The organism is Arthrobacter sp. H35-D1, assembly GCF_030063185.1.
Taxonomy (GTDB): domain Bacteria; phylum Actinomycetota; class Actinomycetes; order Actinomycetales; family Micrococcaceae; genus Specibacter.
Genome location: NZ_JASISP010000008.1, coordinates 117,740 through 143,646, shown reverse-complemented (window position 1 = coordinate 143,646; position 25,907 = coordinate 117,740). Strand labels below are relative to the sequence as shown.

The window sequence follows — 25,907 nt, the reverse complement described above, 5'->3', positions numbered from 1 at the left end:
ATTCGAAACCAGCTAAACAGTCCTGCCATCACCACAGGGGCGGCAACAACAAAACCAAATAACCAATCCATATAAATAAATTGGTATCAATAAAACTTGGCACACTATTGAGTTCTCAAACAACAAATGCAATTCGAGTAATTCCTAATTGTTTATTCCAATTAGTTTTCGTCGTTGCGATAATGAAACTTTATTTCAAAGGAATACATTTTGTCCAATCCACAGCGTGTGTGGCTCGTCACTCCATGTTTTCCGCAAAACCATGTTTTCGTTTGAATATTATCAATTCGAAGAGTCGATTGTATTCAACATATATTCTCTGGTTTTTGTTTCTTGCGGAGTGGTGAGCACTTCCCCGCAAGCGGAGTGGCTCAGCGTTGCGCAAGCAACAGATAGAACAATACACAGCTGCCCGCCCCAACGCAAGTCGGGGCGGGCAGCACGTCTGAGTGGGCACATAGGCGCGAGTGGACCCAAGGGGGGACGCGCCAGCGGGTGTCACTTGGGAAGTACGGTGGGCCCACAATCCCGAGGGGCCCCAAGGGGGTACGCGCCAGCGGACGCCCTTGGGGAGGGATTGGATGGGCCCACATTTGCCAGGTTCCCGGGAAATCGCGACAGCGATTTACTGGGCCGGCAAGTGGGGACTAGCCGGCCAGTTCCACCATGGACAGGGTCCGCTTCCCGCGGCGCACCAGCAGGTACTTGCCATGAAGAGCATCGGCTGCGCCAAGCACGGAATCAGGATCGGTGACCTTGGCATTGTTCACATAGGCCCCGCCCTCCCCCACCGTTCGGCGGGCCTCGGAATTGCTCTTGGAAAGTCCCGCAGCCACCAACAGTTCCACAATGGTCACCCCGGCTGCCGGCGCCGTTGAGCGCGGCAGTTCCCTGGTGGCCGATTCCAGGGTTGCCAAATCCAGGGCAGCCAGTTCACCCTGGCCAAACAAGGCAGCGGAGGCGGCGATGACTTTCAAGGTGGCATCGGCACCATGTACAAGTGAAGTGACTTGGAAGGCAAGGGTCCGTTGGCCTTCGCGGGCCTGCGGCTTTTCCGCCACAGCGGCGGCAACGGCTTCAATCTGTTCGTGGCCAAGGAACGTGAACACCTTGAGGCGGTCCACCACGTCGGCGTCTGCCGTATTGAGCCAGAACTGGTACATGTCAAAGGGGCTGCACATGGCCGCATCGAGCCAAATGGCGTTGCCTTCGCTCTTGCCGAACTTGGTGCCGTCGGAGTTGGTGATCAACGGCGTTCCCAGCGCGTGGACGGAAGCACCTTCCACTTTGCGGATCAGGTCCGCTCCGCTTGTCAGGTTGCCCCACTGGTCCGAGCCGCCCTGCTGCAGAACACAGCCGTACTGGCGGAACAGTTCGAGATAGTCCATGCCCTGCAGGATTTGGTAGCTGAATTCGGCGTAGCTGATGCCTTCGTCCGAGTTCAGCCGCGAGGCCACAATGTCCTTCTTGATCATGGTGCCAACGCGGAAGTACTTGCCCACGTCGCGCAGGAAGTCCAGCACCGACATCGGTTCGGTCCAGTCAAGGTTGTTGACCATGCGCGCCGCGTTCTCCCCCTCAAAGGACAGGAACCGCTGCACCTGGCCCTGCAGGTAGCCAACCCACTCCTCGACGGTTTCCTTCGAGTTCATGGTGCGCTCCGCCGTCGGACGCGGATCCCCCACCAGTCCGGTGGAGCCGCCCACCAAGCCCAGCGGCTTGTGGCCGGCGAGCTGCATGCGGCGCATGGTCAGCAGCTGGACCAAGTTGCCCAGGTGCAGGCTCGGCGCGGTGGGGTCGAAGCCGCAATAGTAGGTGATCGGATCGCCGGCGAGCAGCTCTTCAAGGGCTGCCTCGTCGGTGGAGACCTGCACAAGGCCTCGCCACTTCAGCTCCTGCCAAACGTTGGCGAAGCTGGGGTCGTTCTCGGGGACGTGGAGTTCAGTTTGCAAAGACACACCCCAAAATTACCAGCACGACGCCGGTTCTCCGCCATTCGCCGTCCGGCCGCCTCCCGCCGTGGCCGCGCAGGACAACGACGGCGGGTGCGGCCCCCTTGTTATTTTTCGATTCCTGCCGGCAGCGGCCTCGAGCTGATCAGCCGCAGACGCTGGGTGGGCCGCGTCATGGAGACATACAGATCCCCGACACGGCCGTTGGCACCGGCCAGCAACTCGGCGGGCTCCAGAATGATCACACCGTCGAATTCCAGGCCCTTGGCCTCGTGCGGGTCGATCACCACAATGTCCTGTTCCAGGGAACCGGCGCCGTGGCCGATCCGGGATCCGTAGACGTTCCGCAGTGCGGCCGTGGTGGCCTGCACCATGGCGCGCGGTGCGATCACGGCGACAAGCCCCCCACCCACGGCGGCAGTTTCCTCCGGCATGACAGCGACCACCTGGGTGATCACGTCTCCTGCGGCGACAAAATCAACGAAGGGTTCCCATTCGCCGTCGCGCACGGCCTTCGGGGCCGAGACAATCTGGCCTGCTGCATTGGCCATGCGCACGGCGGCCTCGGCAATCTGAGTAGGAGTGCGGTAGTTGACGGTCAGTTCCTCGATGTTCCAACGCTCCCCCATGAAGGGTGCCAATGCCTGTTGCCAGGACATGGCACCGCTGGCGGAACTGGTTTGGGCAATGTCCCCGACAATCGTGAAGGATTTCACCGGGCAGCGGCGCACCAGGAGCCGCCACTGCATGGGCGAAAGTTCCTGGGCCTCGTCCACCACCACATGCCCATACGCCCACGTTCTGTCTGTCAGTGCACGCTCGGCGCTGGTCTGGGATGCCTCCCCGACAAGGTTGTAGTCGGCCAGTTGCTCAGCGGTGAGCATCCCGTCGACGCCGGAATCCTCCATCTGCTGGTTCATGTTGGAAAGCGCCTTTTCAGCATTGGCCAGATCCCGTTTGCGCTGCGACTCTGCATTGGCCTGGGCGCGGCCTCCCGTGGCGTCCATCTCGCCCAGCAGCTCTGCCGCCTCGTCCAGCAGCGGCACATCCGACTCCGTCCAGGGCGCACCGGGACTGCGCAGCAGCAGCTCCCGCTCGTCCGGGCTGAGTCCCGGTGTCACAGCGGCCAGAATCTCCGGCTTGCTGAACATCTCATCGAGCAACTGCCCCGCCGTCATGGGCATCCAGCACAAGTTCAGCATGACGCGAACGTCGCGGGCGGTGCGCACATCTTCGGCCAGGTAGGAGCGGTCGGCGTTGTTGCCCGCCCCGGCAGATTCAATGTGTTCGCGCAACTGCTCCGTGAGCTCACGGAGCAGGGTTTTCACAAAGGTGACACGCGCTTCGTTGTGCGGCAGGCCGGTGGCCCGCGCCTTGTCCCTGGCGCGGCGCACCTGGCGGACGGTGAGGACCAAGCGGGTGCCTTCGACGTCGAGCCTGACATCTCCGTGTGGCAAGCGCTGGCGGTTGGCGACCGCGTTGGCCACCACCTGGACCATGGAAATGCGGCCTTTGAGCACTGCGGTTTCAGCGGATTCGAATCCGACGGCCTGCACACCGGGGAACAGGTTTCCCACGCTGGCCATGACCACCCCGGTTTCGCCGAGGGACGGCAACACGCGCTCAATGTATTTCATGAAAGCCCGCGACGGCCCCACCAGCAGCACCCCGGCGGACTGCAGCCTTTCGCGGTGCGTGTATAAAAGGTAGGCGGCGCGGTGGAGCGCAACCGCGGTTTTCCCCGTACCCGGGCCGCCCTGCACCACCAAGGCCCCGCTCAGGGGCGAGCGGATGATCCTGTCCTGCTCGGCCTGGATGGTGCCGACAATGTCATTCATGCGGCCCGTGCGCTTGGAATTCAACGCTGCCAGCAGGGCACCCTCACCCTGGACGTGTTCGTTGTCGGAGAGCATGGTGTGGTCAAGGACGTCGTCTTCGATGGCCTTCACGTTCCTGCCCTGCAGCAGCAGGTGGCGACGACGACGCACGCCCATGCGTTCAAAGGCGGTGGCTTGGTAGAAGGTGCCTGCTTCGGGGGCGCGCCAGTCGACCATGAGCTGGCGCAGGTCCTCGGACAGCAGCCCAATGCGGCCAATGTAGCGGTCCTGGCCGTCGTCGAGGTCGAGCCGGCCAAACACCAGCTTGTCGTCGACGGCGTTCAGCTGGGCCAGGCGGTCCTCGTACAGCGTGGCAAAGGCGTCGCGTTCGGAGCGGTTTTGGTGCGTCCCCATGGACTTGGTCCGGCGCACATCGGCCAGCTGCTCAACCTTTTCAGCACGGAGTTCATCCAAGCGTGAATACAGTTCGTCAACATAGCTTCGTTCTTGGGCCAACTCGTCGTCATACATGCAAGGCTCCTGATAGGTAAGGCATGCCGCCAAAAAGGCGGACCGTCTATTCTATCCCGTACCGTGCGCCGGCGCTGACGTTTGTGAGCACGCCAACATGTTGCTTGCGCCAGGGGGCTCCCCGGCGCCGGCATCACCGGCTGTCCTGGTGCCGAACCTGGCTACACGTGCAGCAGCGAGACGACTTCCATGCCGTCGAGGTTCGCCCGGCCAGGCAGAGCATCGATCTCCAGCACCACCCCAACGCCGGCCACGACGGCTCCGGTGCGCTCAAGCAGGGCCGCGGCGGCACCCAGTGTTCCCCCGGTGGCAAGGACGTCGTCGAGAATTAACACACGCGTGCCAGCAGGAACGTCTTCGCGGTGCAGTTCCAAGGTGGCTTCGCCATACTCAAGGGCGTAGCTTTCGGAGTAGACATCGCGCGGCAGTTTTCCGGCCTTGCGGATGGTGATGACGCCCGTTCCGGTGGCGTAGGCGGCAGCCGCTGCAAGCAAGAACCCGCGGGCCTCCACGCCGGCCACCGCGTCGAACTGTCCGGCGAAGGATTCCACAATGGCATCCACCACTTGTTTCAATGCAGCACCGTCGGCAAAAACAGGCGTCAGGTCCTTGAAAACAATTCCCTCCTGCGGGTAGTCCTCCACCGTGGCGCACAAACGCTCAATAACTGCAGAAACGGCGGGATTGTCGTTGTCTTCAAGAGGAGCTTGAAAAGGGGCTTCCTGGGCGGTAAGAGTCTGATTCACCCTTCAACGGTACAGCGTGCTGGAGAATCGCTGTTCGGATATCCGCAGCAGGCGTGTGTTAATTCTGCGTGTATTCGGTGCCTCCGGTGCCGGCGGCACCGAACCTTATTGGATTTTCGGAGCGTCGGGTGTGGTTCGACGGGCGGATCGCACCACTGCCGGTTTGAACCGGGACACGGTCTTGTCTCCCTCAATCCAAAACCGCCACGGGTAGTTCTCCGTGCCGCCGGGTCCGCTCAGGCCCACTCTCGGGCCTGTCTGCACGTTGCGTTCCGGAGTGGATGGCAAGGTGACGGTGACGTCCCCGCCAAGTGCTGCGATGCCATTGTGCGAGAGATTGAACCCCACGGCCTTGGTGAGTCTGGCAGGACCTCGGGCCAGCTCATAGTCGTGCTTCGCTGTGGGACGGCGCAGGCGTGCTAAATCCAGCCCTTCGACGATCTCCCCCGCGCGCATGAGGCACCCTGACGACAACCCCTCGGGCCTGCAGACCAGGTTCGCGCAAAAGTGCATCCCATAGGTGAAGTACACGTAGAGGTGGCCGGGCGGGCCGAACATGACAGCATTGCGGTTCGTCTTGCCGCGATAGGTGTGCGCACCGGGATCGGGGTGCTCGGAATCCCGCGGGCCCAGGTACGCTTCCACCTCCGTCAGGCGCACAACGACGGGCCCCTCCGGACTCTCGTGCCGCACCAGTGCGCCCAGCAGGTAGGGAGCCACCACAGTGGCAGGTTTTTCCAGTAGTTCAAGAATGTCGATTGGCGCGCCCATCTTCCCAACTTAGCAGCGTGGGCTTTGCGCCTAGACTCCACCCATGGGCCTGGAAATGATGAATGTCGCATACTTCACGTCGACGGGCGGAGCCGACGTCATCAAATTCGGCGAGTTGCCACTGCCTGCCTTGTTGCCAGGCACTGTCATGGTCCGGGTGGCGGCCGCTGCAGTGGACCATGTGGACACCTTTGTCCGCGCCGGGACGTACTCCACCGGACTGGTCTTTCCGCAGGTACTCGGCCGGGATGTGGTGGGCACAGTTGAACGGGTAGGGCCGGGCATGCCCGACGATCCCGCCGGCTTCCGCGTTGGCGATTCCGTGTGGGCCAACTCGATGGGTTTTGGCGGCAGGCCGGGCACGGCGGCCGAGTTCACTGCGGTTCCGCTCGAGCGACTGTACCGCTTGCCTGCCGGTGTGGATGCAGTCGAAGCGGCGGCCGTGCTGCTTTCGGCGGCCACGGCCCACTTGGCTCTGCACACGCACGCGCAGCTGCAGCCTGGCGAGACGGTGTTCATTGGCGGCGCGGCAGGCGGGGTCGGAACCGCAGCCCTTGTCCAGGCGGTCCGTGCAGGGGCCCGCTCCATCACCTCCTCCAGCGCGGCCGACGTCGAACGCTGCCTTGCCCTTGGGGCCTCGGTTGCGCTGGACTACCGTTCCGCAGACTTCCCCGCGGAAATGCAGGCAGCCGCCGGCAAGGTGTCCGGCGGCCGCGGTGTGGACGTCCATCTGGAAACGTCGGGACGGCACCGGTTGGGCCTCGCCGTCGAGCTTCTGGCCATGCGCGGACGGATCATTGTCCTGTCCGGCCTGGCCGCCACGGATTCGGTGCCTTTGGGCAGGCTGTACACCAAGGATGGCAGTATCCGCGGCTTTGCCATCAGCAACGCCACGGTGGAGGATCTGGCTGCCGCCGCAGGAGCCGTCAACGCCATATTGCAGGACGGCAGCCTGCGGGCATTGAATGTCACAGTGCTGCCCCTGCCCGAAGCTGCCGAAGCGCATGCGGCGTTGGAAGCGGGAACCGTCCGCGGCAAGATCGTGCTGGTCCCAAAATCGGCGTGACGGCCAAGTGTGACGGCCAAGGACGTTCAGCCGCATCTTGCAAGCAATCTGTCCGCCGCAGCGTGGAAGAATGTTCGCATGAGCGTTACATTGGACTTCACTCCCCCTTTTGAGCCGGGGATATTCGACTTTCTCGCAGTCCGTGCCGTGGCAGGCGTCGAGGAAACTGGAGCCATCGAAGCGGGCCCCAAGAGTTATGCGCGCACCTTGCAGCTGGCTGGCGGCCACGGGTGGTTCCGCATTGGCTGGGATGGCACCTCCTTGCTGCTTGAACATGAAGTCGAGCAACCTGAGGACTCCGCCGAGCTGCTGATCCACGTTCGGCACCTGTTCAACCTTGACCACTCCCCTGCCGCTGCCGACGCAGCACTGGGAAGAATTCCGCTGCTGGCACCTCGTGTTGCAGCGCTTCCCGGCATCAGGCTGCCCGGTTGCACCGATCCGGCGGAAATCCTCATCCGGGCCATGGTGGGCCAGCAAATCACCGTTGCCGCCGCCCGCACGGCGCTGAACCAACTGGCGGTGCTCGGCACGCCCAGCCGGCTGCCGCATGGCTCCATGCGCCGGTTCTTCCCCTCCCCGGCCCAGATTGCCGTCGGAGGCAGGAGCATCCTGCGCGGGCCGGCCCGGCGCATCGATTCGATCCTGGATGTGGCGGCCCGGTTGGCCAAGGGGCAGCTGTCCATCAGCTCCGAAGACACCGAGGATTCCTTGGCCGCGAAGCTGCTCCCCATCGCGGGCATTGGGCCGTGGACGGTGGGATATGTGGCCATGCGTGTCTTGGGCAGCAGCGATGTCTTCCTGCCCGGGGATGCGGCCGTGCGCAATGGTTACGGGCTGCTCCGCGGGGACACGCCAGCCCAGGCCCGCGCCATCAAGGCCGCAGAACTCAGCACTGCGGCCGAGCCGCTGCGGCCCTGGCGCTCCTACGCCACATTGCACTTGTGGCGTAGGTCCGGGGAAAAGTAGGGCAGGCTCCCCTGCGGGGTCTGCCCCACGGTTCTGCGTTCAACGCACCACCCCGCCGAAAGCGCAGTAGTTGGCAATGTTGTTGGAAAACATTGCCAACTGCTCCCGTTTCGATGGGGTTCATTGCGGTTTCCAGCCTTTGGCGCGCAGCGCGTTGGCAACTTTGTGGACAACGGTCGGGTGTTCGCCAGTCAGATCGTTGCGGCCCAACCGGATTTCCTCCCAGCCAAGCATCTTGGTGGTTTCCAGCCTGCGCATATCGCGCAGGTACTGCTCGGGCCCATTGTGGTGGTCGCCGTCGTATTGCAGGCTGATGCTGTACTGCCGATACGCGCCGTCGGGCCACAACCGCGGCCGGCCCTCCTCGTCATGGACCACGACGTTGAGTTCTGGCTCCGGGAGTCCCGCTGCGACCAACTCCAGTCGCATGGCGGTCTCCGGTGGTGAATCGGCACCAACACGGATGAGTTCCAGCGCCGCCCTGGCATTGCGCAGGCCCCGGTATCCGGGATGGCTGGCAGCGACTCGGACCAAGTCATCGATGCTGCAGACGGATTGGCGCGGCACCGGGAACCCTGCCCCGTGGCTGCACACCAAAAAATCGCCCGCCGCCACCAACTCCTGCCATGACAAAAGGGCGGCGAGGTCCAGCCACGTTCGCGCCGCACCCGTGAGCCGGACGCCGTCGAGCTTCCAGATTTCCCCGCGGGCAAAAGTCAGCCGGTGCCCCACCACATTCACCCGTCGCGGGGCAGCGTTCGAGGGTGGATTGGCTAGGTGAATCCGCCAATCGCCCTGTTGGCGCGGCGGCAGCGGGATCCCCCAGAGACGCGCGGCCGACAGGTGGCTCAGCACGCTGGCGGGGTTGGCCTCCGTGTATGCCGCCAGCGCCGCCGCACCGTGGAGCGGCACTCCGTCCGGCACCAGAATGCCGCGCGAAACCCGGATCAGGTCCTTGGCCCGAGTGCGTCCGTTGGACACGCCCGCAGCATCGGCGGTCTTGGTAGTAAAGGTCCTCCGGAGCAGGTTGTCCGGCAGTGCGGAACGGCGCATACCCCATTGTTTCCCGGAAAATAGGCCAAAATCCGGTTATCCACAGCCAATTTCCGGACACCCGCAATCGAAACGGGAGCAGTCTGCAATGTTCGTCGTGAACATTGCCGACTGCTCCCGTTTCGAATCAGAAAGCGCTGCCCGGTCGCAGCCCGGCGCTATTTGCCCGGTGCCGGCGCAGGCCAGCCCAGCAATTTCGGCAGTTCCACCGAGTCTGCTGCGGCTTCGGCGCGCAGGCTGCCCATGGTGGGAGTGCGTCCGGCCAGCCAGGCGACGATGTCGGTCAGCATGCCGGAGACCGAGACCGCGTTCTCGCCCGTGCCGATCGTCATGGGGGACAATCCCAGCGGCAACAGCTTCAGGTGGGTGTTTTCGGGCACGCGCGGCGTCAGGAATTCAAGCAGGTAGAGGCAGAATTCCTTGGACCACGTTTCAGGTCCGCGTCCCACCTGCAAGTCGGTAAGGTGAATGAGAAGCTCGCGCCAGTAGGCCAGCGCACCGTCGCGAACCACACCGTTGCGGTAGCTGATGGGTAACTGCCACTGCTCTACCTCGAGCCCCTCAAGCGCCCCCAAAACCTTTGTCATTCCGGCCGCAAGAGCCTCTTGGTGCTCCCGCGCGCCCTGCCCGGCGGCCATTTCAATGGCCTGCGTCCGTCCGCTTGGGCCGCCGTCGTAAAAGTCGATCCGTTCCCCGCGCAGGGTGTATTCCACCTGCCTGGCCACGGCATTGGAGACATGGGCCAGGTGGGCCAGCACGTGGCCGCGCGTCCAACCGGGCAGTTCGGTGGCGGCCAGGACGTCCTCGTCGCGCAGGCCCGCCACCTTGGAACTCACAGTGTCCGCAGCAGCCTGGAGTCGCTCCAGGAGCTGCGCATTTGAAATATCAGTCATGAACCCCAGCCTAGACGGCCGAGGGGCCCGGCGCGAGCCTGCGAGTGGTGGGAGCCCGCCAGGCGCTAGAGCAGGAAATGCCCGCATCCAGAAAGGATGCGGGCATTTCCCAATTGTTTCAAAACGTGCGCCCGTGCTGAAACGGGCTGTTTTGGGACGCACGACGCCGGTCAGGCCAGAAACACCCGCACCTCGCCGAGCTGCTCCTCAAGGGCTGCCAGTTGCGCCAGAACTGCTGAAGGGGCCGTGCCGCCTTGGGCGTTGCGGCTGTTCAGCGAGCCGTTGGTGCTCAGGACCGTGCGAACCTCCGGGGTGAGGTGGGAGGAAATTCCCGCGTACTCCTCATCGCTGAGATCCCACAGTTCCACGCCGCGTGCCTCCGCAACCTTGACAGCCGCACCTGAGAGCTCGTGGGCGTCGCGGAACGGCACACCCTGGCGAACAAGCCATTCGGCGATGTCCGTGGCGAGGGCAAATCCCTGCGGAGCCAGCGCTTCCATGCGTTCGGTGTTGAACACCAACGTGGCGATCATGCCGGACACGGCGGGAAGCAGCAGTTCGAGGGTGTCGGCGGCGTCAAAGACGGGCTCCTTGTCCTCCTGCAGGTCCCTGTTGTACGCCAACGGCAGGCCCTTGAGCGTCGCCAGCAACCCGGTGAGGTCACCAATCAGGCGCCCTGCCTTGCCGCGAGCCAGCTCGGCCACATCGGGGTTCTTCTTCTGCGGCATGATCGAGGAGCCCGTGGAGTAGGAATCATGCAGCGTCACAAAGGAGAATTCCTTCGTGGCCCACAGGATGACTTCCTCCGAGACCCTCGACAGGTCGACGCCGATCATGGCGGCAACCCAGGAGAACTCGGCAAACACGTCGCGGGAAGCCGTGCCGTCGATGGAGTTCCAGACGGCGGAATCGAAGCCGAGATCCGCGGCGACGGCGTTCGGGTCAAGACCCAGCGAGGAACCGGCCAGTGCGCCGGAGCCATAGGGCGACACTGCGGCACGCTTGTCCCAGTCCACGAGGCGCTGCACATCGCGCAACAGTGCCCAGGCGTGGGCCAGCAGGTGGTGGCTGAGCAGCACAGGCTGTGCATGCTGAAGGTGGGTGCGCCCCGGCATGGCCACACCATGGTGGGCCTTGGCTTGACCCACGAGCGCGTCAATAACGCTCAGCACTCCTGCAGCAACAATTTTGGCGTGCTCACGCAGGTACATCCGCCCCAAAGTGGCAACCTGATCGTTGCGTGAACGCCCGGCACGGAGCTTGCCGCCCAAGGCAGTGCCGGCGCGCTCAATCAAGCCGCGCTCAAGCGAGCCGTGCACGTCCTCGTCGGACTCGGACGGCGTGTAGGCACCGGACTTCACGTCCGCTTCCAGCTGCTCGAGGGCTGCCAGCATGCCGGAGAGCTCGCCAGCATCCAACAATCCGGCCGTGTTCAGGACGCGGGCGTGCGCCTTGGAACCGGCAATGTCATACAGTGCCAGCCGCCAGTCGAAGTCCGTTGACTTGCTCAGCGCCGCCAGCGCATCGGCAGGACCGCCCTGAAAGCGGCCGCCCCACAAGGCGCCCTCGTTGGTCCCGTGGGCCCCGGGTCCCGAGGTCTCGACAGGCCCGCCCGCCGGCTTCTGCTCTGCCACCGCTACTTGCCTGCAGCGCGCTGGTCGCGGGTTGAGGCAACCTTGGAGGACATGCCCCACAGCTCGATGAAGCCCTTTGCCTGCGACTGGTCGAAGGTGTCGCCGGTGTCGTAGGTGGCCAGATCGAAGTCGTACAGGGACGTCTCGGAGCGGCGGCCGTTGACGATGGCTTGGCCACCATGCAGGGTCATGCGGATGTCTCCGTTGACGTGCTGTTGGGTGTCATCGATGAAAGCCTCCAGTGAACGCTTCAGCGGGGAGAACCACTGGCCGTCGTAGACCAGCTCGGTCCAGCGCTGGCCAACAGTGGCCTTGAAGCGGGCCTGCTCGCGCTCAATGGTGATGTCTTCGAGGTGCTTGTGCGCCGTGATGAGCGCCATGGCGCCGGGTGCTTCGTAGATTTCGCGGCTCTTGATGCCGACAAGGCGGTCCTCGACGACGTCGATGCGGCCCACGCCCTGGGCGCCGGCGCGGCGGTTCAGTTCCTGGATGGCCTGCAGCGGGGTGACCTTCACGCCGTCGATGGCGACGGGGATGCCCTGCGCGAAGGAGATGATGACCTCATCCGGTGCCGGCGGGAATTCCGGGGTGGCCGTGTAGTCGTAGATGTCCTTGGTGGGTGCGTTCCAAATGTCTTCGAGGTAGCCGGTTTCCACGGCGCGTCCCCAGACGTTCTGATCGATCGAGTACGGGTTCTTCTTCGTGGTCTCGATGGGCAGGTTGTGGGACTCGGCGTAAATGATGGCCTTGTCGCGGGTCAGTGCGAGGTCGCGGACGGGGGCAATGCACTTCAGGTCCGGGCCGAGGGTCTGGATGCCGACTTCAAAGCGGACCTGGTCGTTGCCCTTGCCGGTGCAGCCGTGGGCCACGGTGGTGGCGCCGAATTCGCGCGCGGCCTTGACCAGGTGCTTGACAATGACGGGGCGGGAGATGGCGGAAACCAGCGGGTAGTGGCCCTGGTAGAGGCCGTTGGCCTTCAGTGCGGGCATGGCGTACTCGTTGGCGAATTCGTCGCGGGCATCGGCCACGTAGGCTTCAACGGCGCCGCAGCCAAGGGCGCGCTGGCGGATGTCCTCCAAGGACTCCCCGCCCTGTCCCACGTCGACGGCCACGGCGATAACTTCCGCGCCGGTTGCTTCGCCGATCCAGCCAATGGCCACGGAGGTGTCAAGGCCGCCGGAGTAGGCCAATACAATGCGTTCAGTCACGATTTTTCTCCCTAGGTTTGCACGACTCATCAGAGTGTTTTCAACGTTACCTCAAAGCATAATGCATGATTATGCAATCTAACTAAAAAATATTCATTCATTGCGAGGGCTCAGGCCCCCGCCCCCGATTCGGCAGCAAATTGCAGGAACCGTTCGGCAGCTTCCGTCCCTCCGAGAGGGTCCCGCGTGATGACCATGACCGTGTCGTCCCCGGCAATGGTGCCAAGGATGGAGGGCATGACGGAATGGTCAATGGCCAGTGCCAGGAAGTTGGCAGCCCCGGGCGGGGTGCGCAGCACTGCAATGTTCGCCGAAGCCTCCGCCGTCACCAGCAGCTCCCCGCACAAGCGGATCAGCCGGGTGTCGAGTTGCTCCTGCGAGGTCGCCGAGTGCACCCCGCGCTCCCCGCCTTCGCGCGGCAGCGCATAAATCAAGGCGCCCTCTGCGCCTCGCACCCGCACGGCCCGCAATTCCACCAGGTCCCGGGACAGAGTCGCCTGCCCCACCACCAATCCGTCGTCGGCCAGCAGTGTGGCCAGCTCGGCTTGGGAACGCACGGCACGGCTATTGAGCAGGGCCTGAACCCTGGCCTGCCGGGCTATTTTGGTGGCAGGCATGCCCGCCGTCGCTCCCGTGGGCCTTGACATGGTCAGCTCCCGGCCCCTCGACCAGTGGCTGCGGGGCCGTTCGCTGCAGCGTTTTCGGCTGCCGTTTTTTCCACGAGCCACACCATGAGCGCCTTCTGCGCGTGCAGGCGGTTTTCCGCCTCGTCCCAGACCACCGACTGCGGGCCGTCGATGACGGACGCGGCAATTTCGTAGCCGCGGTAGGCGGGCAGGCAGTGAAGCACGACGGCGGCCGGGTCGGCCTGGGCGAGGGCGGCCTCGTCGAGAGCGTAGTCCTTGAAGAGCTCCATGCGCTCGGCTTTTTCCTCTTCCTGCCCCATGGACACCCACGTGTCGGTGACCAGCACGTCGGCACCGGCCACGGCCTGCGCCGCGTCGGTGGTGACAAGCACCGAACCGCCGGTGAGGGCCGCGCGCTGGTGGGCGGCAGCAACGACGTCGTCCGCCGGAAGGTAACCCGCGGGACCGGTGATGCGCATGTGCATGCCCGCCGTGACGCCGGCGAGGAGGTAGGAGTTGGCCATGTTGTTGGCGGAATCGCCCATGTACGTCATGGTCAGTCCGGCCAGCTCGCCCTTGTGCTCCTTGATGGTGAGCAGGTCCGCGAGCAGCTGGCAGGGGTGGTAGTCGTCGGAGAGCGCGTTGATGACGGGCACCTTGGAATGGGCGGCCATCTCCTCCAGGCCGGCCTGGGCGTAGGTGCGCCACACGATGGTGGAGACCATCCGCTCCAGGACCTTCGCCGTGTCCGTGATGGATTCCTTGTGGCCGATCTGCGCCTCGCCGGGGTTGATGATCAGCGGATTCCCGCCGAGCGCTGCGACGCCAGCGGCAAAAGAGACGCGGGTGCGGGTGGAGGTCTTGTCAAAGATCACTGCCACGGTCTGGGCGCCTGACCCGTCCCCGGCAAAGGTGGACTTGGAGTACGGCTGCTTTTTCAGCTCCGCGGCCAGCTCCAGAACTTCCGCCTGTTCCGCGGGGCTCAGGTCGGTGTCTGTGAGAAAGTGGCGTGTCATCAGGAATTGCCTTTCGAATGCTGTGCGGCCACGGCTGTGGCGATCAATGCGGGCAGTGCTGCCAGGAACGATTGCGCCTGCTCGGCGCTCAGGTTCAGCGGCGGTGCCAAGCGGATGGTGTGGGGGCCGGGGGCGTTGATGATGAAACCGGCTTCCAGTGCGGCACCGACCACGCCGGCGGCCACCGGTTCTGCCAAGTCAAAACCGACCAGCAAGCCGAAAGCGCGCACGTCGCCCACGCCGTCGACCTTGGCCAGGCCTTCGGCGAAGACGTCGCTGACGGCCCTCACATTGGCCAGCACGTCCTGGGATTCCAGCACGTGCAGGGTGGCCAGCGCTGCGGCGGTGGCCACGGGATTGCCGCCAAAAGTAGTGCCGTGCTGGCCGGCACTGAGCAGATGGGAGGGAGCGTCGCCAAAAGTGATGATGGCCCCGATGGGAAATCCGCCGCCCAGGCCCTTGGCCAGTGTCATGGCGTCGGGGGTGACCCCTGCAGCGCTGCCGGCAAACCAGCTGCCGGTGCGGCCAACACCCGTCTGCACCTCGTCGAAAATCAACAGGGCACCGTGTCCGCGGCTCAGTTCACGGGCGGCCTGCAGGTATTCCCGCGAGAGCGGGCGAACGCCGGCCTCGCCCTGGATGGGTTCGAGAATGAGCGCGGCGACGGTTTCGTCCATGGCCTCGCGCAGGGCGTCAATGTCGTTGAAGGCAATGTGGCGCACGCCTGCCGGCATGGGCTCGAAGGGTTCGCGGTAGGCCTGCTTGGCCGTCATGGCCAAGGCGCCCATGGTGCGGCCGTGGAAGGCGCCTTCGAGCGCCAGGATGGTGGGGCGGGCCGATCCGCCGTGCGCGCGGGCCAGTTTGAACGCTGCCTCGTTGGCTTCAGTGCCGGAGTTGGCGAAGAAAACCTTGGAGCCTTCCGGTGCCTGGCTCAATTCCAGCAGCTTCTCGGCCAGTGCGATCTGTGTGGGGCTCGTGAAGAAGTTGGAGACATGCCCCAGCGTGGACAGCTGGCTGGCAACCACCGAGGTGACAAAGGGGTGCGCATGGCCCAGCGCGTTGACGGCGATGCCGCCCAACAGGTCCAGGTACTCCTTGCCGTCGGCATCCCAGACCAGGGACCCGGCGCCGCGCACCAAGACCCGCTGCGGGCTGCCGAAAACACCCATCAAGGAATTGCCGTAGCGGGCGAGCCACTGAGCACTGGTCCCGCTGCCGACCACGGCGGCCGCGTTGGCGGTGCCCAGTTCAGTGCCTGCCGGCTCGGCGCCTGCAGTTTCAGTGCCTGCCGGCTCGGCACCGTTTGCTTGGGTTTCTTCACTCATCAGTTGTCATCCTCATCCGGGAAAATTTGTGTTCCGTTGCCTTCAAAAGTCATCAGTTCCAGCAGCACCGAGTGGGCGCTGCGCCCGTCCACCACAGCGGCGCGTGCCACACCGCCGTCGACCGCGGCCAGGCACGCACCCATCTTGGGAATCATGCCCGACTCGAGTTGGGGCAGCATCGCCCGCAGGCCCTCGGCGCTCAGCTCGCTCAGCAGCGAGGACTTGTCCGGCCAGTTGGCGTACAGCCCCTCGACGTCGGTCAAGATGACAAGGCGCGAGGCCCGCAGCGCCACGGCCAGGGATGCGGCGGCAGTGTCCGCGTTGACATTGAGCACCGTGGAGGCATCCCCCACTTCGGGGGCCACGGTGGAAATGACCGGGATCCGTCCGGCCTCCAACAGGTCGAGGATGGCCCCGGGGTTCACGCCCACCACCTCCCCCACCAGCCCCAGATCAACGGGCAGCCCGTCCACCACGGTGCCGGTCCGTTCGGCCTGCAGCAGTGCCCCGTCCTCACCGGAAAGTCCGACGGCGTAGGGGCCGTGTTCGTTGATCAGGCCCACCAGTTCGCGGCCCACCTGGCCGGTGAGCACCATCCTGACCACGTCCATGGCTTCCGGGGTGGTCACGCGAAGCCCGCCCTTGAACTCGCTTCGGATGTCGAGGCGCTTGAGCATCGCATTGATTTGCGGCCCGCCGCCGTGCACCACCACCGGCTTGATCCCCACGTGGTGCATGAAGACGATGTCCTCGGCGAAGGCGCGGCGCAGCTCGTCGTTGATCATGGCGTTGCCGCCGTACTTGACCACCACCACGGTTCCTGCGAATTGCTGGATCCACGGCAGCGCTTCAATCAGCGTGCTGGCCTTGTCCTGCGCGATTTCCACCGAACTCATCATGTTGTCCTTCAATCCTGTTGTGTGCTGCCTTCGTGCGCCGAGCCTGCCGGCGTCGGCAGCCCCTCGCAAGCAGTAAGATTTTGCTGCTCGTGACCTCGCTTGCAAAATCCATCCTCGCTCCGGGGCCACCGAGCCGTCCGGCTCCCCACCGGATGCGTTCCCAACTCTCACGAGTCGCTGGGCCAGGAGGCCGCGATCAGGGCCCCGGGAGCGGCTTCGGGCGTCCGCGAAGCGGGCGGGGGCCCTGATCGTGGCTGCTGGCCAGCAGCTTATGACGAGTAGGCGCTGTTTTCTTCGACGTAGTCATGCGTGAGGTCGTTGGTCCAGATAGTGGCCTGGGCCAGCCCGGCGTTGAGGTCGATTTCAACGGTGACTTCGCGGGGCGCCAGGTCAACGAGGTCGCGGGAGTCGCCGATGCAGCCGTTGCGGCAGATTTGGATGCCGTTGATGCTGACGTTGATTTTGTCGGGATCAAAGACGGCGTCGGTGGTGCCCACGGCGGACAGGACGCGGCCCCAGTTGGGGTCGTTGCCGAAGATGGCGGCCTTGAACAAGTTGGAGCGGGCCACGGAGCGCGAAACAATTTCAGCGTCCCGTTCGCTGTCCGCATGGACGGTGGTGATCGCGATGTCGTGGCTGGCGCCTTCGGCGTCGGCGATCAGCGCACGGGCCAGCTTGGCGCAGACGTCGGTGAGGCCTGCGGTGAATTCGGCCATGTCGGGGAAGGCCGTGGACGCGCCGGAGGCCTGGAGCAGCACGGTGTCGTTGGTGGACATGCAGCCGTCGGAGTCGGCCCGGTTGAAGGTGACCCGGACGGCGTCGCGCAGTGCGGCGTCGAGCCCTTCAGCTTCAACCACGGCGTCGGTGGTGATGACAACGAGCATGGTGGCCAGGCCCGGGGCCAGCATGCCGGCTCCCTTGGCCATGCCGCCAATGGTGTAGCTCAAGCCCTCGGAGTTGGCCGGGGACGTCCAGGAGACTTCCTTGGGGACGGTGTCGGTGGTCATAATCGCAGCGGCCGCGGCAGCTCCGCCGTCGTCCGTGAGGGCAGCGGCGGAAGCCTCAACACCGGGCAGGATCTTGTCCATGGGCAGCTGCTCGCCGATCAGGCCGGTGGAGCAGACAACAACGTCGGTGGCAGAGATGCCCAGCACGGCAGCGACTTTCTCGGCCGTGGCGTGCGTGTTCTGGAAGCCTTCGGGGCCGGTACAGGCGTTGGCACCGCCGGAGTTCAGCACAACGGCGTCCACGCGGCCGTCGCTGAGCACTTGGCGGGACCAGTGGATGGGCGCTGCCGCGACGCGGTTGCTGGTGAAGACGGCGGCGGCGCTCTTCTGCGGGCCGTCGTTGACCACCAGGGCCATGTCCGGTTTGCCGGAAGTTTTCAGGCCGGCAGTGACGCCGGCGGCCCGGAAGCCAAGTGCTGTGGTCACGCTCATGGTGCTACTCCTTGAAGGGTCAGGCCAGTGGTCTCGGGCAGGCCGAGGGCGATGTTCATCGACTGTACCGCTCCGCCGGCAGTGCCCTTGGTCAGGTTGTCGATGGCGCAGCAGACGATCACGCGGTTGACGTTGGCGTCGTAGGCGATTTGCAGGGCCACGTAGTTGGAAGCTTGTACGGATTTAGTGGAGGGCCATTGGCCTTCGGGGAGCACCCTGACAAAGGGTTCGTCCTGGTAGGCCTTGGTCCACAGCTCACGCAGCGCAGCTTCCGGGTCCTCGAGTGCGGCAATGTCGGCGGAGACCTTGGCGGTGGCCGTGGTGAGGATGCCGCGGCTCATTGGGGCAAGCGTGGGGGTGAAGGAAACTTTCACATCCAGGCCCGAGGCGTTGGAGAGGCCCTGCTGGATTTCGGGGGTGTGCCGGTGCCCGCCGCCCACGCCATAGGGGCTCATGGAGCCCATCACTTCGGCACCGATCAGGTTGACCTTGGCGGCCTTGCCGGCGCCGGAGGTGCCTGAGGCTGCCACGATCACGACGTCGTCCGGCAGCAGCGCGTTGGCAGCAAAGCCGGGCATGAGCGCCAACAACGAACTAGTGGGGTAGCAGCCGGGGACGGCGATGCGCTTCGCGCCGCGGATCCGTTCCCGGTGGCCGGGGAGTTCCGGCAGGCCATAGGGCCAGGTGCCCGCGTGCTCCGAGCCGTAGAATTTCTCCCACGCGGCGGAATCTTCCAAGCGGTGGTCGGCTCCGGCGTCGATCACGAGGGTGTCGGCGGGCAGCTGCGCGGCGATCGCAGCGGAGGCGCCGTGCGGCAGGGCCAGGAACACCACGTCGTGTCCGGAAAGGTTTTCCACGGTGGTGTCGACCAGGATCCGGTCGGCCAAAGCGTGCAGGTTCGGCGCCAGTGCCCCCAATCGCGTGCCGGCGTTGCTGTGGGCGGTGATGGCCCCGATGCTCACTTCGGGATGGCTCGCCAACAGGCGCAACACCTCTCCCCCGGCGTATCCACTGGCCCCTGAGACGGCTACAGAAATTGTCATAAAACGACTATACAGCAAAATTATTCATTGTCATCGATATTTATCCATATATTCGTGGCTGACCCCACTGACTTATGATGATCATGGGGGGCACGCGCCCAACAAATACGTCAGCAACTGATTGGGAGTTCATCATGACCGAGACCTGCAACGCCATTGTCGCCGCCGCCCCCGGCGGGCCCGAGGTTTTGAAGCTGGCGCAGATTGACATGCCCATACCGGGGCCGGGCCAATTGCTGGTCAAGATTGCCGCTGTAGGTGTGAACTTCGTTGAAAGCTACGAGCGCGAAGGCATTTATCCCGTGCAGTTCCCGTTCACTCCAGGGTCTGAGGCGGCTGGGAAAGTCGTTGCTGTGGGTCCGGGTGTGACCGCCTTCGCTGTTGGGGACCGTGTGGCCACGGCTGAAGGTGAGGCCTGCTATGCCGATTACACCATTTTTGCTGTGGACAAGACGCTGCCCATCCCCTCCAGCATTCCCCTGGATGTAGCCGCAGCACTCCCTCTGCAGGGCATGACGGCCCACTATTTGATGAATTCGACGTATCGCGTGGAACCTGGCCAGACCGTTTTGTTGCATGCCGGCGCGGGCGGGGTGGGGCTTTTGCTGACGCAGCTGCTCAAGGACCGCGAAGCCAGGGTCATCACCACCGTCTCCACCGAGGAAAAGGAGGAGCTCTCCCGCGCGGCCGGCGCCGACGAGGTGCTGCGCTATGCAGACTTTGCCGAACAGGTCCGCGAACTCACCGATGGGGTGGGCGTCGATGCGGTGTACGACGGCGTGGGGCGAGATACGTTTGATGGTTCCCTTGCGTCATTGCGGATCCGGGGAACACTTGTGCTGTTTGGCGGCGCTTCCGGCCAGGTGCCACCGTTCGACTTGCAGAGGCTGAACTCCGGCGGCTCCCTCACGGTGGCCCGGCCCAAGCTGAGTGACTACCTGCTCAACTCCAGGGAACGCAACTGGCGCTCCGCCGAAGTTTTCAATGCCGCAGCCGCGGGACTCCTGACGGCCCGCATCGGTGCCCGCTTCCCGCTGGCCGAGGCGGGGGCTGCCCATGCCGCGTTGCAGGGCAGAAAGACCACCGGCAAGGTCATCCTGGAGCCTTAGGCCGAAATCGCCGACTTGTCACCCGTTCGTGCAGCAGCTCCTGCGGGTTGGACCCTCCGGACCAAATGCATACAGCAGCTCCTGCGGGTTGGACCCTCCGGACCAAATGCATACAGCAGCTCCTGCGGGTTGGCCCCACCAAACCAAATGCATACAGCAGCTCCTGCGGGTGTCCGGGCAAGGCACCCACAGGAGCTGCTGAACCAATCCAGGTCGCGGCGGCGCACCCACAGGAGCTGCTGTATGAACAGCCGGGGCGCCGACACGACCCCGAAGCGGGTCAGCGGGTCAGCAGATCGGCGTTAGGCAGTTAGGCCTTTCCTGCTTTGGCGCTGCCGTTCCCAATATCGCAGCAAGATAGCCACCACGACTGCCGCGGCAACACCCACGACCGTGAAACCCACCCGTTCCGCCGTCAGTTCAAGTCCGCGGTCGAGGTCCCCCAGCGAGGAAAAGATCAACAGCATGGGGGTCAGCGTCAGGGCCTGCATGACGTACGCCCCGCCCAAGGTGTACCAAATCAGGAAGAACATGGAGAGCGCCGCTACGACAAGGGCGCCCCACAGGGGCAGGAAAACCACGGCCAGCAAAGCAATGATGGCGCCGAGGAAAGTGCCCACCAGCCGCCCGTTCAAGGTGTCGCGGCGCTCCTCCGGCAAGGGCCGCAGTGCCATGAGCACCGTGACCGCAATCCAGTAGCCGTGCGGAATATTGCTGGCCAAGGTCCAATACATGACTGCCGCACACAGCACGCCCACGGCAATTCCGTGTTCCCAGGCCACAAAGGGTTCCACTGGCCGGACGGGGGCTTGGAACTTCAGCATCCGGGTGATGAGACCACCAACAACTCCGCCCGCGATGACCCACACGCCTGCCTCCCACCAGCTGAGGTCAACCGCTCCCGGGCCGAAGAGAATGATGATGATGGGGGTCAGCGAAAGCAGTCCGGCCGAGCGTCGGTTTGAGGCGGCAAACAACAGGGCCGAGACCATGATCAGGAGCGCGATAGCCCAGGGGGTCGACCCCGCCAGCGAGGCCAAGGAACCGAGTACGGCAGCGATGAAAATCAGCACAGCGGCCTGCTGTGGTTTGCTGACGGGAGTGACGGCCATGCCCAGCCCCATGGCCAGGCCAAATCCCATGCTGGCCGAAGGCCCCGCCAGCACCGTAATGATGATTGACGGGACAAGAATGGCCGCCAGCAGCTTGAACGTCATGGGAAGTGTCCCTGGAAGGGGACGGCTGAAGAGTGCCATGTATACCATCGTCTCGATAGGTCTGTAGTCGCCGGAGCCCCTCGTTGCAGGTCGGGACAGGGTTAACACTAAAGCACGCCCGCGTCATCGGGCTGGAACAGTCAAGGCTGGCAGCGGATGCCCCCATCAACGCAAAATGCCGTGGTCAGGTTGGAGCTGTCCAGGCATATTGCATCAAACAGTTCCCGGTTGCCAACGGGTTCCGGCAGCTGGACCGTGACCGGCACGATGTTGTTGCTTTGGCAGGTGTAGCCGCCTGGTGGCATCGGTTCGACGTTGGCGGTGATGGTGATGCGCCCGGCAGCTGTCTGCACCACTGGTTCAAGCACCGTGCCTGTGACACCGCCGGCGCAGCTTGCGCGTGTCACGCCCAGCTGGAGTGTGGTTGATTCCGCGGTCATGTCCCCGGCATTGAGCAGTTCCCAAGTACCGGGCGCCCCTGCTGCCTCCCCAGGCGTGTCGGATCCTTCGGGCTGCGGCTTGGCGGTGCCGCAGCCCGCCACCACGAGAGCTGAACAGGCCACCAGTGTCAGCGTCGCACGCTGAGCGTGATTTCGCTTTGCCATGTCCACGACCTTGCCCCCTTCCATGTGCCCACTCCCACATCCCTGCTTGGCCTGTGTCGCCTGCCCAGGCAGCGCCCGGAACTAGGTGAAACCCTTGCCACGGATTCTAGTCCCGGCCTCCCGTCTCTGCACCTGAAACTGGAACAAGCAGGAAAAGACAAGGACGGCGACCTCTCCGCGTGGGGAGGCCGCCATCCTTGTCCATGCCGCCACTGCACGGCGACTGGGTCCAGCGCCGTCCGGGTGCTGGTCCGTCTGGGTGCTGGGCCCACACGCCCGAGGGACCCAAGGCTGAGCTCGCTTGCGAGCTCAGCCTTGGGAGGGCGTGGGGATTAGCGCTGTGTGGCCCCGCAGCGTTCTGCAGCCAGTTCCACGGCCGACGCGCGGGCGGCCGAAGCTTCGTCCGCCGTCAGCGTGCGGTCCATGGCACGGAACCGCAGGCCAAAGGCCAGCGACTTGCGGCCGTCGGGGATGCCCTTGCCCTGGTATTCGTCAAACAACGCCACGTCCTCGAGCAGTTCACCGGCGCCCTCGCGCAGGGTTTCCAGCACCGTCTGTGCCGGAATATCGGCGGGAACCACCAGCGCCACATCTTGGGTGGCCAACGGGAAAGTGGAGATGGGCTTGGCCACAATGACGTCGGCCGCTGCCTCAAACACCTTCTCGGCGTTGATTTCCATGGCCACCGAGCGGGCAGGCATACGCAACTCGGCCAGCAGCTTCGGGTGAAGCTCGCCGGCATAGCCCACAACCTCTCCGGAGCGCAGGCTCAGCTGTGCGGCACGGCCAGGGTGGAAGGCTTGGTGCGAACCCTGCTCCACCACCAGTTCCACGCCTGTCACATCGGCGACAAGGCGGGCTGCATCCACTGCGTCCGCCCAGTCCCAGGCACGCGGGGCATGACCCGGGGCTGCCGGGGAATCCTTGCCGGTGAAGACTGCGGCCATGGTCAGCGGCTGGTACGGGATGCCACCGTCCAAGGCGTCCAGTATGTCGTCGGACGGCTTGGCGCCCAATGGTGGGATGGAGCCGGTGCCCAGGGTGTCCGAGGGCAGAAACACGAGGCCCGACTCATATAGGGCCAGGTCGTGGAAGCCGCGCGAGTGGTTCCGCTTGGCAATGTCAATCAGGCCCGGGAGGATCGAGGTCCGCAGGAAGCCAAGCTCTTCATTCAGCGGGTTGGCCAGCTTCACGGCTGCGCGTGTCTCGCCTGCCGTGGCCACGCCAAACGTCTCATTGGAGGCCTTTGACACGAACGGGTAAGCCAGGACCTCGGTCAGGCCGGAATCCGCCAGGGCCTGGACGGCACGGCGGCGCTGTTGCTGAACACGGGAGTATCCGCGGCCTGGAGGTGCCGTGGGCAGGGTGGAGGGGATCAGCTCGTAACCCACCAAGCGGATCACTTCCTCCGTCAGGTCTTCCTTCGTGACAAGGTCGAAACGCCAGCTCGGGGCTGTGACCGAATATCCGCCGTCGACCTTCTCCACGACGGCGCCAAGGTCCCTGAGGGAGCCAATGATCTGCTCCTGCGAGAACTCAATGCCGATGCGCGCCGAGGTGAATCCCAACGGCAGGAAAACGGGGCCTGCGACGGCGGGCGTGCCAACGTCGGTGGCGGTGGTGTCCTCGGTGCCGCCGGCCAGCTCGACCAGCAGGTTCACGGCTCGCTGGGCGGCGATGCCGGCCACGGCGGGATCCACGCCGCGCTCAAAGCGCTTGGACGCTTCCGAGGGCAGCTTGTGGCGGCGGCGCGAGCGGGCAATGGAGACTTCCTCGAAGTGCGCGGCCTCGATCAGCACGTTGACGGTCTCCGAGTTGACCTCGGTGGATGCCCCGCCCATGACGCCGGCCACGCCAATGGCGCCGCTGTCGTCGGTGATCAGCAGGTCTTCCGCATGAAGCTTGCGGACCTTGCCGTCAAGGGTTTTCAGCGTTTCCCCGGCTGCTGCGCGGCGTACCACAATCTCTCCGGCAACTTTGTCCGCGTCGTAGAAGTGCAGCGGCTGGCCCAGTTCCAGCATGACGTAGTTGGAAATATCCACGGGCAGCGAGAGGGAACGGATGCCGGCCAGGCGAAGGCGCGAGGACATCCACGTCGGGGTCGGCGCCGCTGCGTTGATGCCGCTGACGGTGCGCGCCACAAAACGGTCGCAGCCGTTCTTGCCGTAGATGGGCGCTTCGTCGGCAAGCCGAATGCCTTGGCCGGGGCCTGTGGCAGCCGTGACTTCCACCCGGGCGGCGGGGTCGGTGAAGACGCTGTCGGTGGCGTGGGCGTACTCGCGGGCTGCGCCACGAATGCTGAACACGTAGCCGCGGTCCGGGGTCACGTTGATTTCAGCGGCTTCGTCGTCAAGGCCCAGCAGCGCCAGCGCGTCGGAGCCCACTTCGGGATCGAGGCCCAAAGTGGAGAGCACCAGGATGCCGTCGTGGTCTTCGCCGATGCCGAGCTCGCGCACGGAGGCAATCATGCCGGCGGAGACGTGGCCGTAGGTCTTGCGGGGGGTGATGCGGAAGTCCCCGGGCAGCACAGATCCGGGCAGGGTGACAACCACCTTGTCCCCCACCTCAAAGTTGTGCGCGCCGCACACAATGCCCTGCACGCCGGAGGGGTCTATGCCCTCGATGTCAAGGATCTGGGCGGTGCCTTCAGGCACCACGCGGACGGTGCACCAGTTGATGGTCTTGCCGTTGGACTGTGCTTCCGGCTCCTTGGACAAAACCACGCCGACCACAATGGGCCCGCTGATGTCATCCGAGGGACGGTGCACGGCCTCTTCTTCAAAACCGACCTTCACCAGGTCGGTCATAACGTCTTCGGCAGTTGCTCCTGCCGGCACCTGCGCATACTCGCGCAGCCAAGTCAGTGGAATACGCACGGACTAAATCTCCATCCCAAAGTGTTCGCTGAAACGTACATCGCCCTCGATCATGTCGTGCATGTCGGCGACTTCATTGCGGAACATCAACGCCCGCTCAATGCCCATGCCGAAGGCAAAGCCCGAGTACTCATCCGGGTCGATCCCGGCAGCCCGGAGCACGTTCGGGTTGACCATGCCGCAGCCGCCCCACTCGATCCAGCGCGGGCCGCCCTTGGCGCCGGGGTGCCAGATGTCCAGCTCGGCGGAGGGTTCGGTGAAAGGGAAGAAGTTCGGACGGATCCGCACCTTGGCTTCTGCGCCAAACATCTGCCGCGTGAAGTGTTCAAGCGTGCCCACCAGATCCGCCATGGACAAGTCCTTGTCGATGGCCAGGCCCTCGAACTGGTGGAAAACGGGGGTGTGCGTGGCGTCGAGCTCATCGGTGCGGAACACCTTGCCGGGGCAAAGCACGTACACGGGAAGCTCGCGTTCCAGCAGCGCGCGGACCTGCACCGGGGAGGTGTGGGTGCGCAGCAGCAAGTGGGCTTCGGGCGGCTCCACGAAGAACGTGTCCTGCATTTCGCGGGCAGGATGGTCCGGGGCGAAGTTCAGCGCGTCGAAGTTGAACCATTCGGATTCCAGCTCCGGGCCTTCGGCAATCTCCCAGCCCATGCCCACGAAGATGTCGCAGACCCTGTCCTGCAGGGTGGAGAGCGGGTGGCGTGCGCCGGCACGGCGGCGGCGGGGCGCGGCGGTGACGTCCACCGTCTCCTCGACAAGGATACGGGCGGCGTCTTCGGCTTCCAGCACGCCTGTGCGGGCTGCGAGCGCCTTGGCAACCCTGCCGCGCGAGGCGCCCATGATCTTGCCGGCGGCGGCCTTGAATTCCTTGGCCAGTCCGCCAATTTTACGGTTGGCCAGGCTCAGCGGCGATTTTTCGCCGGTGTGCGCCAGCCGGGCGGCCTTGAGTCCGTCGAGCGTGACGGCCTCGGCGATGGCTGCGAGCGCGTTCGCGACGGCGGCGCCAATGGCGGCTTCGTCAAGCGGATCTGGGACCGCGAGTGGTTCGGTGGTTGATTCCGGCGTTTCGGCCGTCTTCTGGGACATCTCTGACATCTACTGTTTTTACC

General features: G+C 64.6%; 21 protein-coding genes. 3 read left to right on the top strand and 18 right to left on the bottom strand.

The features are described from left to right. Positions 1 to 647: 647 nt before the first annotated feature. From tyrS to QMG25_RS10995, 4 genes are all read right to left on the bottom strand, one after another. Positions 648 to 1,958: a tyrosine--tRNA ligase gene (tyrS, locus tag QMG25_RS11010; RefSeq protein ID WP_283460155.1), complete on the bottom strand. Its 1,311-nt coding sequence runs from the start codon at positions 1,956 to 1,958 to the stop codon at positions 648 to 650. Between the two features lie 101 nt (positions 1,959 to 2,059). Then, a complete protein-coding gene (locus QMG25_RS11005; protein ID WP_283460153.1) occupies positions 2,060 to 4,300 on the bottom strand; it encodes a HelD family protein in 2,241 nt (746 codons plus the stop codon). 161 nt (positions 4,301 to 4,461) lie between these two features. Continuing rightward, positions 4,462 to 4,965 (bottom strand): adenine phosphoribosyltransferase, encoded by a 504-nt coding sequence (locus QMG25_RS11000; RefSeq protein WP_283460179.1) that lies wholly within the window; start codon positions 4,963 to 4,965, stop codon positions 4,462 to 4,464. 186 nt (positions 4,966 to 5,151) lie between these two features. Continuing rightward, on the bottom strand, positions 5,152 to 5,817 hold the full coding sequence (locus QMG25_RS10995) for a DNA-3-methyladenine glycosylase (RefSeq protein ID WP_283460151.1): 666 nt from the start codon (positions 5,815 to 5,817) through the stop codon (positions 5,152 to 5,154). Positions 5,818 to 5,860: 43 nt separating this feature from the next. On the opposite strand from QMG25_RS10995, the gene QMG25_RS10990 reads away from it, so the two are divergent. Both QMG25_RS10990 and QMG25_RS10985 read left to right on the top strand, forming a co-directional pair. After that, entirely contained in the window at positions 5,861 to 6,883 is a 1,023-nt protein-coding gene (locus QMG25_RS10990; protein WP_283460149.1) for a zinc-binding dehydrogenase, read from the top strand. A 78-nt stretch (positions 6,884 to 6,961) separates the two neighbouring features. Further along, positions 6,962 to 7,852: a DNA-3-methyladenine glycosylase family protein gene (locus QMG25_RS10985; RefSeq protein ID WP_283460148.1), complete on the top strand. Its 891-nt coding sequence runs from the start codon at positions 6,962 to 6,964 to the stop codon at positions 7,850 to 7,852. A 120-nt stretch (positions 7,853 to 7,972) separates the two neighbouring features. Here QMG25_RS10985 and QMG25_RS10980 read toward each other — a convergent pair whose 3' ends face one another. From QMG25_RS10980 to argC, 10 genes are all read right to left on the bottom strand, one after another. Next, positions 7,973 to 8,905, bottom strand: coding sequence for a hypothetical protein (locus tag QMG25_RS10980; protein ID WP_283460146.1), 933 nt, complete (start codon positions 8,903 to 8,905; stop codon positions 7,973 to 7,975). 158 nt (positions 8,906 to 9,063) lie between these two features. After that, positions 9,064 to 9,798 carry a maleylpyruvate isomerase family mycothiol-dependent enzyme gene (locus QMG25_RS10975; RefSeq protein WP_283460144.1) on the bottom strand — a complete coding sequence of 245 codons (735 nt, stop codon included), beginning with the start codon at positions 9,796 to 9,798 and terminating at the stop codon, positions 9,064 to 9,066. A 170-nt stretch (positions 9,799 to 9,968) separates the two neighbouring features. Then, positions 9,969 to 11,432: an argininosuccinate lyase gene (gene argH / locus QMG25_RS10970; RefSeq protein ID WP_283460142.1), complete on the bottom strand. Its 1,464-nt coding sequence runs from the start codon at positions 11,430 to 11,432 to the stop codon at positions 9,969 to 9,971. A gap of 2 nt (positions 11,433 to 11,434) precedes the next feature. Then, a complete protein-coding gene (locus QMG25_RS10965; RefSeq protein ID WP_283460140.1) occupies positions 11,435 to 12,640 on the bottom strand; it encodes an argininosuccinate synthase in 1,206 nt (401 codons plus the stop codon). Positions 12,641 to 12,750: 110 nt separating this feature from the next. Further along, entirely contained in the window at positions 12,751 to 13,287 is a 537-nt protein-coding gene (locus QMG25_RS10960; protein ID WP_283460137.1) for an arginine repressor, read from the bottom strand. Between the two features lie 2 nt (positions 13,288 to 13,289). Continuing rightward, positions 13,290 to 14,282 carry an ornithine carbamoyltransferase gene (gene argF / locus QMG25_RS10955; RefSeq protein WP_283460135.1) on the bottom strand — a complete coding sequence of 331 codons (993 nt, stop codon included), beginning with the start codon at positions 14,280 to 14,282 and terminating at the stop codon, positions 13,290 to 13,292. Further along, positions 14,282 to 15,607, bottom strand: coding sequence for an acetylornithine transaminase (locus tag QMG25_RS10950; RefSeq protein WP_283460133.1), 1,326 nt, complete (start codon positions 15,605 to 15,607; stop codon positions 14,282 to 14,284). The genes argF and QMG25_RS10950 overlap by 1 nt, the downstream gene beginning before the upstream one ends. Beyond that, on the bottom strand, positions 15,607 to 16,503 hold the full coding sequence (gene argB, locus QMG25_RS10945; protein WP_283460131.1) for an acetylglutamate kinase: 897 nt from the start codon (positions 16,501 to 16,503) through the stop codon (positions 15,607 to 15,609). The genes QMG25_RS10950 and argB overlap by 1 nt, the downstream gene beginning before the upstream one ends. Before the next feature lie 272 nt (positions 16,504 to 16,775). Beyond that, the gene (gene argJ, locus QMG25_RS10940; RefSeq protein WP_283460129.1) at positions 16,776 to 17,945 is read right to left on the bottom strand and encodes a bifunctional glutamate N-acetyltransferase/amino-acid acetyltransferase ArgJ; all 1,170 of its coding nucleotides are present in this window, start codon (positions 17,943 to 17,945) and stop codon (positions 16,776 to 16,778) included. Then, complete coding sequence (argC, locus tag QMG25_RS10935; RefSeq protein ID WP_283460127.1) at positions 17,942 to 18,988, bottom strand: N-acetyl-gamma-glutamyl-phosphate reductase; 1,047 nt, start codon at positions 18,986 to 18,988, stop codon at positions 17,942 to 17,944. Before argC ends, argJ begins: the two co-directional genes overlap by 4 nt. A gap of 134 nt (positions 18,989 to 19,122) precedes the next feature. Between argC and QMG25_RS10930 the strand changes: the two genes are divergently transcribed. Continuing rightward, positions 19,123 to 20,097, top strand: coding sequence for a quinone oxidoreductase family protein (locus tag QMG25_RS10930; protein ID WP_283460125.1), 975 nt, complete (start codon positions 19,123 to 19,125; stop codon positions 20,095 to 20,097). 302 nt (positions 20,098 to 20,399) lie between these two features. Here QMG25_RS10930 and QMG25_RS10925 read toward each other — a convergent pair whose 3' ends face one another. From QMG25_RS10925 to pheS, 4 genes are all read right to left on the bottom strand, one after another. Further along, a complete protein-coding gene (locus QMG25_RS10925; RefSeq protein WP_283460123.1) occupies positions 20,400 to 21,353 on the bottom strand; it encodes an FUSC family protein in 954 nt (317 codons plus the stop codon). Positions 21,354 to 21,454: 101 nt separating this feature from the next. Beyond that, entirely contained in the window at positions 21,455 to 21,919 is a 465-nt protein-coding gene (locus QMG25_RS10920; protein ID WP_283460121.1) for a hypothetical protein, read from the bottom strand. Between the two features lie 332 nt (positions 21,920 to 22,251). Further along, positions 22,252 to 24,795, bottom strand: a complete 2,544-nt coding sequence (pheT, locus tag QMG25_RS10915) for a phenylalanine--tRNA ligase subunit beta (protein WP_283460118.1) — start codon at positions 24,793 to 24,795, stop codon at positions 22,252 to 22,254. A 3-nt stretch (positions 24,796 to 24,798) separates the two neighbouring features. Continuing rightward, positions 24,799 to 25,884, bottom strand: coding sequence for a phenylalanine--tRNA ligase subunit alpha (gene pheS, locus QMG25_RS10910; protein ID WP_283460177.1), 1,086 nt, complete (start codon positions 25,882 to 25,884; stop codon positions 24,799 to 24,801). Between the last annotated feature and the right edge of the window lie 23 nt (positions 25,885 to 25,907).